This window comes from Shewanella kaireitica (assembly GCF_023284045.1).
Classification (GTDB): Bacteria; Pseudomonadota; Gammaproteobacteria; order Enterobacterales; family Shewanellaceae; genus Shewanella; species Shewanella kaireitica.
Genome location: NZ_JAKIKQ010000006.1, coordinates 212644 through 226225 on the forward strand (window position 1 = coordinate 212644; position 13582 = coordinate 226225).

Annotated in this window: 11 protein-coding genes; 6 read left to right on the plus strand and 5 right to left on the minus strand. The window is 43.7% G+C overall.

What is annotated here, in order from left to right; translation table 11 throughout:
* Positions 1–11: 11 nt before the first annotated feature.
* From L2730_RS10740 to L2730_RS10755, 4 genes are all read right to left on the minus strand, one after another.
* Positions 12–647 carry a DUF484 family protein gene (locus tag L2730_RS10740; RefSeq protein ID WP_248974590.1) on the minus strand — a complete coding sequence of 212 codons (636 nt, stop codon included), beginning with the start codon at positions 645–647 and terminating at the stop codon, positions 12–14.
* Positions 644–1471, minus strand: a complete 828-nt coding sequence (dapF, locus tag L2730_RS10745) for a diaminopimelate epimerase (protein WP_044555559.1) — start codon at positions 1469–1471, stop codon at positions 644–646. Before dapF ends, L2730_RS10740 begins: the two co-directional genes overlap by 4 nt.
* Positions 1472–1536: 65 nt before the next feature.
* Positions 1537–2781: a diaminopimelate decarboxylase gene (gene lysA, locus L2730_RS10750; protein WP_248974591.1), complete on the minus strand. Its 1245-nt coding sequence runs from the start codon at positions 2779–2781 to the stop codon at positions 1537–1539.
* Positions 2782–2786: 5 nt separating this feature from the next.
* Positions 2787–2963 (minus strand): hypothetical protein, encoded by a 177-nt coding sequence (locus L2730_RS10755; RefSeq protein ID WP_020910620.1) that lies wholly within the window; start codon positions 2961–2963, stop codon positions 2787–2789.
* A gap of 444 nt (positions 2964–3407) precedes the next feature.
* On the opposite strand from L2730_RS10755, the gene cyaY reads away from it, so the two are divergent.
* Positions 3408–3740 carry an iron donor protein CyaY gene (gene cyaY / locus L2730_RS10760; protein WP_248974592.1) on the plus strand — a complete coding sequence of 111 codons (333 nt, stop codon included), beginning with the start codon at positions 3408–3410 and terminating at the stop codon, positions 3738–3740.
* Positions 3741–3803: 63 nt separating this feature from the next.
* Here cyaY and L2730_RS10765 read toward each other — a convergent pair whose 3' ends face one another.
* Positions 3804–6209, minus strand: coding sequence for a class I adenylate cyclase (locus L2730_RS10765; RefSeq protein WP_248974605.1), 2406 nt, complete (start codon positions 6207–6209; stop codon positions 3804–3806).
* A 217-nt stretch (positions 6210–6426) separates the two neighbouring features.
* Between L2730_RS10765 and hemC the strand changes: the two genes are divergently transcribed.
* From hemC to L2730_RS10790, 5 genes are all read left to right on the plus strand, one after another.
* Positions 6427–7359 (plus strand): hydroxymethylbilane synthase, encoded by a 933-nt coding sequence (gene hemC, locus L2730_RS10770; RefSeq protein ID WP_248974593.1) that lies wholly within the window; start codon positions 6427–6429, stop codon positions 7357–7359.
* Positions 7360–7368: 9 nt separating this feature from the next.
* A complete protein-coding gene (locus L2730_RS10775; RefSeq protein WP_248974594.1) occupies positions 7369–8097 on the plus strand; it encodes a uroporphyrinogen-III synthase in 729 nt (242 codons plus the stop codon).
* A 66-nt stretch (positions 8098–8163) separates the two neighbouring features.
* On the plus strand, positions 8164–9312 hold the full coding sequence (locus tag L2730_RS10780) for a uroporphyrinogen-III C-methyltransferase (protein WP_248974595.1): 1149 nt from the start codon (positions 8164–8166) through the stop codon (positions 9310–9312).
* The gene (locus tag L2730_RS10785; RefSeq protein ID WP_248974596.1) at positions 9312–10478 is read left to right on the plus strand and encodes a heme biosynthesis HemY N-terminal domain-containing protein; all 1167 of its coding nucleotides are present in this window, start codon (positions 9312–9314) and stop codon (positions 10476–10478) included. The genes L2730_RS10780 and L2730_RS10785 overlap by 1 nt, the downstream gene beginning before the upstream one ends.
* Before the next feature lie 281 nt (positions 10479–10759).
* Positions 10760–13582 (plus strand): retention module-containing protein (locus L2730_RS10790; RefSeq protein WP_248974597.1); only part of this gene is annotated, 2823 nt, incomplete at its 3' end.

Below are 13582 nucleotides of genomic sequence, written 5' to 3' on the forward strand. Positions count from 1 at the left end.
AAGCCTCGCTATTAAATTTTGGGCAACTGATGATCCAGTAACTGTTTGAGCTGCGAAAGTAACAGGTGGTCCATGTCAGGGTGAAAATGCATCGGATCTGAGCTGGCGATAGCAAAGATCACTTGACCACACTCTTGCGATAAACGCGATAACGCCACTGAGCCTACTTCAGATCCAAACAGACGTTTTGACTCTTCATTGGTTAAGCGACCAAAATAGTAACCAGAATCTAAACGCTTTCTCCAAATCTGCGACAGTTCACTGTCGATATCATGCACTGTGATTAACCGTACATGGCTGAACTGAAATTGTTCTTTTAGACCACTTGATAAAACTTGGCGTAACTCACCCATATCTTCACATTTTAGCATCTGCATCGACAATGCACTGTTAAACATGTAGATCTGTTCATTACGAGATGCCATAGACAATAAAGAAGTGATCTCCTCTTCAAGCTGAGACACCCGTTGACGCAGCGACTCTTGCTGACGCTCAACTAACGAAACCGCACCGCGCTCTGCATGAGGGATCCGCATTGCCAATAATAACTCTGGATAACGGCTAAAAAAATCTGGGTTATCGAGCAGATACTCTCTAATCAATATTTCATCAAAAGGAGGTTGCTGTTTCATGCTGCTATCTGTCATTGGGGAATTTGTCCATCATAAACGTGTTCAGCAGGTCCGGTCATCCACAGTGGCTTGCCTTCACCATCCCAATTGATCATCAGGGTGCCGCCAGGTAGATCCACTCGCACGTTTCTTTCTAGTTTGCCTTGCAGAATACCTACAACTACCGCCGCGCAAGCGCCAGTTCCACAAGCTAATGTCTCAGCAGCACCGCGTTCATAGACTCGTAGTTTTATATAGCCAGGATTGACCACCTGCATAAAACCAACATTCACCCCTTTGGGAAAACGCTCATGTTGGGTCAATTCGCTACCAATGGTATCGACATCGGTATTAGCTACATCGTCGACATCAATCACACAGTGTGGATTTCCCATAGATACCGCACCACAAAGATAGGTTCCAGTAGACGCCATGAGTAAGTAGGTTTTCTCAACTTTCTTAGCATTGAATGGGATCTTCGACGGCTCAAGCATAGGCACACCCATGTTGACCGTCACTTTGCCATCACGCTCTAGCCTTAGTGTTATCTTACCTGATGAAGTACTGACTCGGATTTTATGTTTTTGGGTCAGGCCTTTATTACGGACAAAGCGTGCAAAACAGCGCGCACCATTACCGCACTGTTCGACTTCGCTGCCGTCGGCATTAAAAATGCGGTAGTGAAAATCGAGATCAGGATCGTACGGAGGCTCCACCAACAATAATTGATCGAACCCAATGCCAAAATTTCTATCGGCTAAGCGCTTGATCTGATCGGGAGAGAAGAACACATTCTGTGTGACCCCATCAACAACCATGAAGTCATTGCCCAAACCGTGCATCTTCGTGAATTGAATCAAGATGGACTTCCTTTAAGGTAACAGTAGCGGATAGTACCTACCACGCTACATTCTATTTATTGAGTTTACGGCAGTAGCTGCTCACCTTGCCACAGTTGGGCAAGTTTTTCTCTTTCTCTGATCACGTAAGCATTGTCGCCATCAACCATCAATTCCGCTGCTCGTGGACGCGAATTGTAATTTGAAGCCATAGTAAAACCATAGGCGCCCGATGAGCGAATAGCCAAATAGTCACCTGCTGCTATGTTTAACTGGCGATCCTTACCTAAAAAGTCGCCCGTTTCACAAACTGGGCCAACAACATCATAGTTCAAGGTCTCACCACCACGATCGATCGCAGGGATAATCTTTTGCCACGCTCTGTAAAGAGAAGGTCGAATCAAATCATTCATTGCGCCGTCAACTAAAGCAAAGCGCTTATCACTATTCTCTTTAAGGTACAGCACTTGAGTGACAAAGATACCAGCATTCGCGGCAATTGCTCTGCCTGGTTCAAAAATCAGTTTAAGATCTCGACCACCTAAACGCTCCAGTAGAGCAGCAGCATAAACATCTGGTTGTGGCGGTAACTCATCATCATAAGTCACACCTAGCCCACCACCGACATCAAAGTGCTTAATTTCAATATCAAGATCAGCTAAACGATCGATTAAGGCTAGCATTCTGTCCATTGCATCTAAAAACGGTTTTATCTCAGTAAGCTGAGAGCCAATATGACAATCTACGCCTTTAATTTCGATGCCAGCTAACTCTTTAGCACGCAGGAAAATAGCTTCAGCTTCTTCCATCGCAATACCAAATTTATTCTCTTTAAGGCCGGTAGAGATATATGGGTGTGTGCCAGCATCAACATCTGGGTTGATACGCAACGACACTGGAGCCACTTTATTCATCCGCTGTGCAACAATACTTAGTTGTTCCAACTCTGCTGCAGACTCAACATTAAAGCAGTAAATACCGATATCTAACGCCATCTCCATTTCAGCAACGGTTTTACCTACGCCAGAAAACACCACTTTAGCGGGATCGCCACCGGCTTCAATCACTCTAGCAAGCTCGCCGCCAGAGACAATATCAAAGCCACTCCCCAAACGTGCAAGCACATTTAATACTGCAATATTAGAGTTTGCCTTAACCGCATAACAAATGAGATGTGGATGATTAGCGACTGCATTATCAAAAGCATGCCAATGACGCTCTAATGTCGCTCGAGAATAGACGTAAAGAGGCGTGCCATGTTGCTTAGCTAATTCAGCAACCTGGCATTGTTCGGCGTAGAGTTCTTCTGCTTGATATATAAAATGATCCAACGTCTTTAATCCTTCTTACTTTCTTCGCTTTGCTTCGGCTCTGCGTCAGGCGACTTTGCATCCGTCGCTGCTTGATTAACGTCTTGCGGAGGTGCTCTAAATAGTGCACTTTTTTGCCCACAACCTAAAAGTACTAGGCTACCAAGCCCAAGCAACAAAAACAGTCTCATTTTTTTCAACATCGATGACCCTTTAGTGCAATAACTTGAACTGAGGTAACATCAGTCAATGTCTTGCTGTGTGGCAAAAAATAGATACCTTGATGGTTGCAGACTAGGCTATTAGCAGTCAACCCTATATCGCATTTATATCCACTGTTTCTAACACTTATTTAGTGCTAAGTAATATGTGTTTTACTAAGGTTTATGGCGAATAAACAATAATTTGGCGAGTTAATCGTCGTCAGCGTGCTATTTATCTATATTTCACCACATCATTAACACATCACCCTATTAAGCAGTAATTTAAATAAATACATATAAAACAACTATATAATTAGGATTGATAGTGATTTACAATCACAACAGTCAATAACCTTAAAATTATTGTGATTGGTAAACTCAAGCTGGATTGGTAGTATTAACTTCATTAACGCGGCAATCTTAAAAATCTGAGGAATTACTCGCATGGCTATGACAGATTTCGAATTTCATCAACTAGCAGATGAGATGTTTCAAGCAATTGATAGTGCGATTGAAGTACTCATTGACGAGCAAGATGCAGACGTCGATGTGGATGGTTCAGGTAATGTTTTACAATTGGAATTCAACGGTACTTCCAAGATCGTTATCAACAAACAAGAACCGATGCATGAGATTTGGTTAGCCACTCAGTTCGGCGGCTACCATTTCGCTTACATTGACGGAAAATGGTTAGACCAACGCAATGACAACGAGTTTATGCCATTTGTCATTGAATCTATTTTCAAGCAAAGTGGTTTAAAACTAGATATTAAATAACTATCCAGTTGTTGATAAAAAGAGGAGTGCAGATGCTCCTCTTTTTTATGCCAAAACTTCAACTTAAAACTCTACTTCATAGGCCTCTTTCGAGACACCGAACGGCAGCGCTACCAGTTTGCCATTCAAGCGTTCCAATTTAAAAAACTGCGGCATATTAAATTGCTCTCGATCCAATATAGAATCATTAAAAGCATGATGATGACTAACCTGACTCACTAGCCCTTCAATATCGACCTCTTCTTGGACATAATGATTGAGAGCATTGTTTTCATCTAAGATAAACACATCTAACCCTTCACTTCTTTGACGCAAGAAATACTGAATAGCCCCTCTCGCGGCATAATCTTGGATCACTGAAGGGATCTTTGAAAACGGCTCATTACCAAGCTCTGGTCTTGGTATTTCAACTAGTTTTCTTTTTGATAGCTGCTGGTAAAAAGACTTAGCATCACTCAAGTTTTCGAAATGCATGCCTCTATTGTTAAAGAAAATACCATAACGCGTGTTCCCCACTTTAAGCGGATAAACCAATGTTGACGACTCTTGGGCATTACGACCTAAACGTACTGTTCTATCGAGTAAATTTTTAACGCTACGCTCAGTTTGTGAACGTAACTTACTAGCACAGCTAATGACTTCCATAGACACATCTTGTGACGCTCTTCTCATGCCTGGCGTGACAAACATCAATGTATCTAATAATGCTTTTTGCCCTTCAAAATGATGACAATGCCACTCACCCCAGCTGTTTAGGCTGATAACATCGATAGAGCCCAACATATTAATGCAGCTTTTTCCCATAGAGAATACATTACTGTTTAGATAATCAGCCATTATCTCTTGGCCAACCCATTGCTCTGTTGGATCGCTATTAAAGTTAAGCAGGAACACCAGCTTCTTAAAGTGCCAAGGCTGACAGAGTGCTAACTTTGAGACTTTCATCGAACCAATATCAATCAAGCCAACTAACCGATCAGCCGCCGTTGTTAAAAAAGTCGCTCTACGCTTACTTTTCTTAACTTCATACCAGCGCGTCCCCTCAACAGATACGCCATTCAGTGAGGCCCAGACCAATAGTTTAGCCTTACTTTTTGAGTGATAAACCGCACTATGTTGTAGAAAGTTTCTTGGATGAGGGGCGCATCGATACAGATAATAGTTTTTATCTTGTTCACTATAAATAATCGACAAGTGAGGTTCTGTTAGCGAGCGACTCCAGAGTTGGTTGAGCGTCATTATCTGATGCTCATCCTCACTAAAGTAAGTGTGCAATTTTCGGGTCAGTAAGCCCAACTCAGATATTCTGAGACTTTCACTCAATCTATGCGCTGAAGCAAAATGCAGCAAGGTTTGATAGCTACCCAACATGAGTTCATTAAGTTGCTCATTGAACCATTGCAGCTGCCCACAATGCCAATGTTCACAATTATCGAGGGTTTCAACTAGGCTGGCTGCCCATCCCCAATCTTCAACCAACTGATGGATCTTATAGTAGCGCCAGTCTTTCGCTTGTTCCGGCAAACTGAGCCTTACGCCGCATTTTAGATAAAAGCAGCGACGGGTGATCTCCAATCTTCTCGCATCACCTAGCTTTAACAGATACTTTTCAATTGACTCATACAATAAGTAATAAGCGTCATTGCCTGCTGAGAAATCACCTTCCAAGGTACGCTGCCAGATGCGTTCACTAACCAGTTGCGTATTAGGGTATTCGCTTGCGTACGCTTCTAGGAGTAACACTTTTAACAAGGCTTTATGAGGCTTTTCGACCCCTTTATACAGCTGCCATAAAGACGCACCAAAATACTCACTAGCCGGTAGTGTTTGCGCATCGCCGAGCGAAAGTAAATGAGATTTGGTTTTAGCTCCAGGCCACCAAGCAATGACTTTGCCTGCAAGCTTAAAATGGCTGCGATAAAACTCTTCTAATAACAACCAGTGCTGAGCACTGCCACTGTGCTCATGCCCCATACAATTATATAGATGTGCTTGCTCCTCTTGAGCCATAATGAACTGTTCTGGATGAACCAAATAAATATTCACTTCGAAATCATACTGGGCAAACCATTCGGTTAATAATGTGGCTTTTTGGGATAATAACTCACACTGATTTTTGCTCATTAATGGACTATGGATAAGCCAAACATCTATATCACTCTGTGAATTTTGCCCGAAGCTGGCAGTACTTCCCATGCTATAAACCCCTTCAATCATAGGGTTAGACTTAGTAGCATTTGGCGGAACATTGAGGTTTAGGGTGTCACAAGCTTCAAAGTCTTCGCTGCTTAAATGGAAATCAAATATGCCACATGGGGTAAACGGCCCATTGTAGCCAGGTAGCTTTTCTGAACGATGATGCAATAGAACAGGGATTAGACGAAGCAGGTAGCGTTTAAGGGGCGACAGTAAAGCGCTCGCTCTGGCGTATCGAATACTATCCAATCTTTCAGCTGCACATTCGTGCATATCGAGCTTTTCTACCAAGTTAAGCTAACTCCTTAGTCTATATCGCTATGTCTAATGTATACGGCAAAATGTTTTGCAGCAAGTAAATGTGACTCCGATCACGTTTTTCAGTGATATATAATTGGGTATACTTCAAAGAATCAACAGCAGAATGTTACATCTGCAATCGGGCAATGTTAGCATTGGCGCAACTAAGTTCTAAGATGGAATATTCTGCATGTCTCAAAATGTAATCCGTATCGCAACACGTAAGAGCCCTCTTGCCATGTGGCAAGCTGAATTTGTGAAAGCTGAACTGGAAAAAATCCATGAAGGCCTCACCGTTGAATTGCTGCCGATGAGCACTAAAGGTGACATCATCTTAGACACACCGCTTGCTAAAGTTGGTGGTAAAGGCTTATTCGTAAAAGAACTCGAAGTTGCCATGTTAGAAGACAGAGCTGATATTGCCGTTCATTCAATGAAAGACGTACCAGTTGATTTCCCTGAAGGCCTAGGTCTTGAAGTTATTTGTGAACGTGAAGATCCACGTGATGCATTTGTGTCAAACAACTTCTCTAGCATTAATGAACTACCGCAAGGCGCAGTGGTTGGTACTTCAAGTTTACGTCGTCAATGCCAGATCCGAGCGGCTCGTCCAGATCTTCAAATCAAAGATCTTCGCGGCAATGTAGGTACTCGTTTAGCTAAACTTGATGCAGGTAACTATGATGCCATCATTCTTGCAGCAGCAGGTCTTAAGCGCTTAAAGCTTGAAGAGAGAATTACCAGTTTCATCTCAGCAGAAGACTCACTACCAGCAAACGGCCAAGGCGCTGTAGGCATTGAATGTCGTACTGATGATGCTCGTGTAAAAGCACTACTAGCACCACTTGAGCATTTAGAAACACGTCAACGCGTTATCGCTGAACGTGCAATGAATACCCGTCTTGAAGGTGGATGTCAGGTGCCGATCGGCGCTTACGCTGAGATTGACGGTGACACATTGAGTCTACGAGGTTTAGTGGGGAATCCAGATGGGAGTCAAGTCATTGAAGCTGCAACCACTGGCAATAAGAACGATGCAGAGCAACTTGGTGTAGCACTTGCTGAAGAGCTGCTATCAAAAGGCGCAAAGACTATCCTTGATGCCGTGTATGCAAAAGCATAAGTTGATTCGATGAAGGTATTGCTGACGCGTCCAGAGGGACGCAATCAGTTAATGGAAGAGGCGTTATCTTTTAGGAACGTCTCTTACCTTACTATGCCTTTGTTACAGGTAACACCCACTTCAAATCTCAAATCTACACAAGTCAGCAGCACACTTGCCCATGCTGATATCATCATTTTTATTAGTACCAATGCCGTAAAGTTTGCTTCCGATGCTATTAAAGCCAGATGGCCAAAATCTGCAAAATACTATGCCGTCGGTGAAGCGACCTATTTAGCCTTACAAGCCCTTGATATTAGCGCCGAGAAAGCGCCCGATGATTGCCAGCAAACTGAAGGCTTACTCAGCTTACCCTCACTTAAGAGTGTCAATGATAAGAATATTGTCATTGTTCGAGGCGTCGGTGGCAGAGAGGATTTAGCAATAGAACTAACCAAGCGCAAAGCAAATTTAGCTTATTGGGAAGTCTATCAAAGAGGATGTCCCGAGTTAGATATGAGTAATATTTGCCAGCAATGGCAATCGTTTGGTATAGACACTATCATCATTACCAGTGGCGAAATACTCGATAACCTCGTCAAAACTGTTCCAAATGAACTATTTGCATGGCTGCAAACTTGTCATATTATAGTCCCTAGCTCCCGAGTATATGATAAAGCTACTGCGTACGGCCTAATCACCGTAACCAATGCAAAGGCAGCCAATACCAATGCGATGCTGACTGCACTATCCTTATAGTTTAGTCACTTAAGCATTAGTAAATACTCGTTTTACTGCAGCATCATCGCTTTCAAGGACTGTTTAATGGAAAACAAGCACACTGACGCCAGCTCCACAGAGCCCACTCCAGAACAAACTAATGCGTCACAGCCCGTTATTGAGGCTCAGTCTGAACCGCAAAGTAGCGCAGCACAGCCTGCGGCGAATGAACTTCCTGCAGCAAATAAAACGACACCATGGGGCGTTATTATTACGCTTTTTTTACTATTGATAATCGCTTTTACTACAGCTGCTGGCGGGTACCATCTATATCAACAGCTTGAATTGCAAAAAGCGCAATCATTGGCATTAGAGCAGAAGCTACAGGCTGAACTTGTTAAACCCAATCAGCGTATCGCCTTTTTAGAGCAGCAGCAGAACCAATTTAAATCTGCTGTGGATTTAGCGCTATCAACCGCTCAAAGTGAACAAACGCAACTACAAGAAAGAGTCTCGATAATTGCTCAGCGCAACCCTAACCATTGGCGCGCAGAAGAAGCGAAATACCTAGTACGCCTTGCAGGGCAAAAATTGTGGTTAGAGAAAGATCCTAGCACCGCAACTAGCCTCCTAAAAGCAGCCGACGAACGCATAAAGTCGATGCGTGATCCCTCACTAATGCCACTTAGAAAAGCGCTCGCAAAAGATATTGCCGCTACCGCCTCGATTAAGAATACCGATATTGCTGGCACAGTATTAACCCTTGATACCTTAATTGATGGTATAGAAACTCTGCCATTAAACCGAGCTGAAACTCATTTTTCTGCTGAAGAGTTAAAAGATACCCAGGTGAGTGATTCTCTAGATGATTGGCAGTCAAACCTTGCTAAATCTTGGCAAGCACTGATTGATGACTTCGTTATTATAAGAAAGCGCACCACTGATGCTGCGCCATTACTAGAACCCGATCAACAGTGGTACCTTGTCGAAAATACTCGAAATAAGCTGCTACAAGCTCAACTCGCACTATATCGCCAAGACCAAGTGAATTACCGCAACTCAGTTAAGTTGGCGAGAAAATGGATCTATCAATATTTCGACCTTAAAGATCAACAGGTCACCGATGCTCTAACCACTTTAGATGCATTAGAAACCTTGAAGATTCAAACAACGTCGCTTGAACGATTTGATTCATCTAACTTATTAAATCAATTAGTCACCTACGGCAACTTGATGACAGAGGGGGCGCAATAATGGTTCGCGTTCTGGTCTATCTAGGTATTATTTTACTGGGCTTCTTCATCAGCCCGTTTCTAGCTGGTAATAAAGGCTACCTTTATCTTGCCATTGGTGACTATCAAGTAGAGACCAGTATCGTCTTTGCCGTTATTGCACTGGTTATATTTTACAGTCTGCTACAACTGGCTGAGTTTGTTATTGTATGGGTGTTAAACCTAATTTTAGGAAGTCGACTACTTCCAGAAAAATGGCGTAAGAAGGCAGCAAGAAAGCACACTCTTATGGGGGCTTTAGCGCTCGCAGAAGAGGATTGGGCCGCTGCTGAAAAAGCCATGGTTAAAGGCGCTGATAAGGGGGAAATTCCGGCGCTAAACCTACTTGCTGCAGCACGAGCAGCACAACATCAGAATAATATTGTTGCACGTGATGAATATCTGGCCAAAGCAGAGCTTGAACCGTTAGCCACAAAAGCGGTGAGTACTACCCGCACCCGCTATTTGCTGCAACAGGGTGAATTAGCTTTAGCCCGAGAAGAACTAGATAAGCTCAATCCAACCAGCAAAAGCAAAGCCCCCGTGTTAAAGCTCGCTGTTGACCTATATAAAGCACAGCAAGATTGGCAAGCTCTTAAACTTATTTTACCTATTGCCAGCAAAAAACAGATTATGGCTGATGATGCGTTTAAAAAGCTTACCTTTGAAACCAATATCGCTTTACTGAAGAATGCCGCAAGTGCAAATGAGCAAGAACTAGAGAAATGCTGGCACTGGCTATCACGTAGCGAACGAAAACAAGCTGAGTATATCGCAGAGTATGCTATCGGCTTAAATCGCTATAACCAAAAAGAGCAATCCATAAAGCTGCTGCAAAAACAGCTTAAAGCAGCTCCTTCAAAAGCCATTTTTGAAGCATTATCTCAAGTTCTCACCCCGTCGGATGTTGAAGCTAAAAAGCAGCTATTAGCACTCGAAGCTAACTTTGAAGACAATGTTGATTATCAGATCTGTTTAGCTAAGTTGTATCACCAGAATCATGACTATCACAATGCTAAAATATGGTGGCAAAAGGCTTGTTATCTCCAGGATGATATCAATAACTTGCATGCCCTTGCTGACGTACAAGAGCACCAAGGTGAATTAAACAGAGCACTTCAAACCAGAAGAAATGCCGCTAAGCTGTAACTTATTTTTATATCCATTATGTATATAAAAGCCACTCTATAGTGGCTTTTATATCTTTAAACAATGACCTCTAAACTCCCGAACAAGCTAGCTGGCTGATAAGACTGATCTTTAAAACATTTCACAATCTTCTATAAATATATTACCTCTCCTCCTTGACTTTAGCCGACTTGACAACAATTGAAGCACGTACGAAATTTGTACTGTTGGTACACTAATTAAAAATGACTAAGTACTAACGATCCTTCATTTAGCTCACGGATGAGATGTTCGAGTAATTTATGATGGGTACATATATTTCAAAACAGGATGCCACCATAGTTGAGCTTTCTGGCGTTATCAGCAGTCAAAACAATCAAGGTGAGATGATCCCCCTTAAGGTGGGCGATACTTTACGCCAGAACACCTCATTTAATGTTGCAGCAGATGCGACATTTAAACTTGAATATAGCGACGGCACCATAGTCACCCAAGCTGATTTCCAAGACACAGCCGAAGTCACCAGCTCAGGATTTGAAGCCACTGAAGCAATTAGCGAAACAATCGATCCTGAAATAGCGGCATTACAAGCACAAATCTTAAGTGGTGAAGATCCAACCTTGAACTTGCCAGATACCGCTGCAGGTGAAACTAGCCCAACAGGTAATGAGGGAGGTGGCTTTGTTTCTGTTGGACGTGCTGGTGACGAAACAATTGCGGCAGCAGGACATAGCACCGACGGCTTTATTCAGCCACAAACTTCTCGCCTAGATGAACAACCTAACTTTTTAGAACAGTTTGCTAAGCCTACAATTACGACAAGCTCCGTGACACTGTATGAAGAAAACTTGGCTGAAGGCTCTGCGCCTCAAGTAGCAGCACTGTCACAAGCTGAGAGTGTTTCTGTTGCCGTACAAGCGGGAATTCAAGCCCTTACAATCAATGGTGAACAAGTATTTGTTGACGGTAACTTCATCGGCCCAGTTACTATTCCCAGTGAATATGGCACTTTAGTGATAACAGCTTATGATCCTACAAACTCCATCCTTACCTATAGCTACACCCTTAATAGCGCATTAGATCACAGTGAATCTGACATTTTATCAGAACTATTTGTAGTACAACTTACTGATAATCAAGGAGACAGTACCACTGCGGTAGTAACAGCAAATATTGTCGATGATGCTCCTACGGGCCTCGACGATGTCAATGCTATAACTGAAGACAACCTTGCAGGGGTATTCGGCAATGTATTAGCTAACGATACTCTAGGTGCTGATTTAGCCCAAGTGACGCAAATATCTTCAGGTTCAGGCACAGCAGATATAGGCGCTGAAACCACGATTGCTGGTGTTTATGGCTCTTTAATTATCGCCGCTGATGGAAGTTACAATTACATCCTTAATAATCAAACAGAAGAAGTTCAATCGCTAGCTCTAGGTGAACAAATAACAGATACTTTTGATTATCTATTAGTTGATGCAGATGGTGATGAAGTCTCTCTGACTTTAGTGATAACCATTACAGGTGAAAATGATGCTCCCGTTATCACCTCTTCATTTGAAGATGCACAAGGTAACGTAGTCGAAGCTGGCGTGCTAGTCGGCGGTAACGAAGCTACAGTAGGTATAGCTGAAACCGGCGGATTGTTAACTGCCAATGATATTGATGATGGTGCAGTTCTTACATGGAGTTTAGATAGCCTTGCCGAAACGCCATATGGAATATTTACCCTTGATGAATCAACAGGAAGTTGGACATTCACTCTCAGTAATGAGCTAGCAGATAGTTTAGCTTTCGGTGATCTAGTAACCGAAACATTTAATGTTACTGTAACCGATGAATATGGACTTTCTGCGAATCAAGTCGTTACAGTGACCATCTCAGGCACCAACGATATACCTGTTATCACTTCCACTATTGAAGATGCCACCGGTGAGGTACTTGAAGCGGGCGTGATGGATGGCGGTAACGATCCTGAGCCGGGCAACTTAATGACTGGCGGCACCTTAACCACCGATGATGTGGATAACGGCGCCAGCTGGAGCTGGAGTTTTGTCGCCCAAGTCAACGATTACGGCAGCTTTGATATTGATGCTGACACTGGCGTGTGGAGTTACACTTTAGCCGATAACGCGCTGGTCAACGCCCTCGCCCAAGGTGAGATGCACGATGAGACCTTCTTGGTTACCGTCACTGATGAACATGGTGCCTTCAGTCAGCAATTAGTGACCGTGACAGTCACCGGCACTAACGATATTCCAGTTATTACTTCTACCATTCAAGATGCCACTGGTGATGTATTAGAGGCTGGCGTGATGGATGGCGGTAACGATCCGGAGCCAGGCAACTTAATGACGGGCGGCACTTTAACCGCCGATGATGTCGATAACGGCGCCAGCTGGAGCTGGAGTTTTGTCGCCCAGGTCAACGATTACGGTACCTTTGATATAGATGCTGACAGCGGCGTGTGGAGCTACACCTTAGCCGACAACGCGCTGGTTAACGCCCTCGCCCAAGGTGAGATGCACGATGAGACCTTCTTGGTCACCGTCACCGATGAGCATGGCGCCTTCAGTCAGCAGCTGGTCACCGTGACAGTCACCGGGACTAATGACATTCCGCTTATCACTTCCACTGTTGAAGATGCCACTGGTGATGTATTAGAAGCGGGCGTGATGGATGGCGGTAACGATCCTGAGCCGGGCAACTTAATGACTGGCGGCACTTTAACCGCTGATGATGTGGATAACGGCGCCAGCTGGAGCTGGAGTTTTGTCGCCCAAGTTAATGACTACGGCACCTTTGATATTGATGCTGACACTGGCGTGTGGAGTTATACTTTAGCCGACAACGCACTGGTCAACGCCCTCGCCCAAGGTGAGATGCACGATGAGACCTTCTTGGTTACCGTGACCGATGAGCATGGTGCCTTCAGTCAGCAATTAGTGACCGTGACAGTCACCGGCACTAACGATATACCTGTTATCACTTCCACTATTGAAGATGCCACCGGCGATGTATTAGAAGCGGGCGTGATGGATGGCGGTAACGATCCGGAGCTTGGCAACCTAGTCACTGGCGGCACCTTAACCGCTGATGATGTGGATAACGGCGCCAGCTGG

Excerpts from the sequence above, each read along its gene's own strand:
- L2730_RS10740 (WP_248974590.1), bottom strand. The coding sequence starts at position 647 with ATGACAGATAGCAGCATGAAACAGCAACCTCCTTTTGATGAAATATTG.
- L2730_RS10755 (WP_020910620.1), bottom strand. The coding sequence starts at position 2,963 with ATGTTGAAAAAAATGAGACTGTTTTTGTTGCTTGGGCTTGGTAGCCTA.
- cyaY (WP_248974592.1), top strand. The coding sequence starts at position 3,408 with ATGGCTATGACAGATTTCGAATTTCATCAACTAGCAGATGAGATGTTT.
- L2730_RS10765 (WP_248974605.1), bottom strand. The coding sequence starts at position 6,209 with ATGCACGAATGTGCAGCTGAAAGATTGGATAGTATTCGATACGCCAGA.
- hemC (WP_248974593.1), top strand. The coding sequence starts at position 6,427 with ATGTCTCAAAATGTAATCCGTATCGCAACACGTAAGAGCCCTCTTGCC.
- L2730_RS10775 (WP_248974594.1), top strand. The coding sequence starts at position 7,369 with ATGAAGGTATTGCTGACGCGTCCAGAGGGACGCAATCAGTTAATGGAA.
- L2730_RS10780 (WP_248974595.1), top strand. The coding sequence starts at position 8,164 with ATGGAAAACAAGCACACTGACGCCAGCTCCACAGAGCCCACTCCAGAA.
- L2730_RS10785 (WP_248974596.1), top strand. The coding sequence starts at position 9,312 with ATGGTTCGCGTTCTGGTCTATCTAGGTATTATTTTACTGGGCTTCTTC.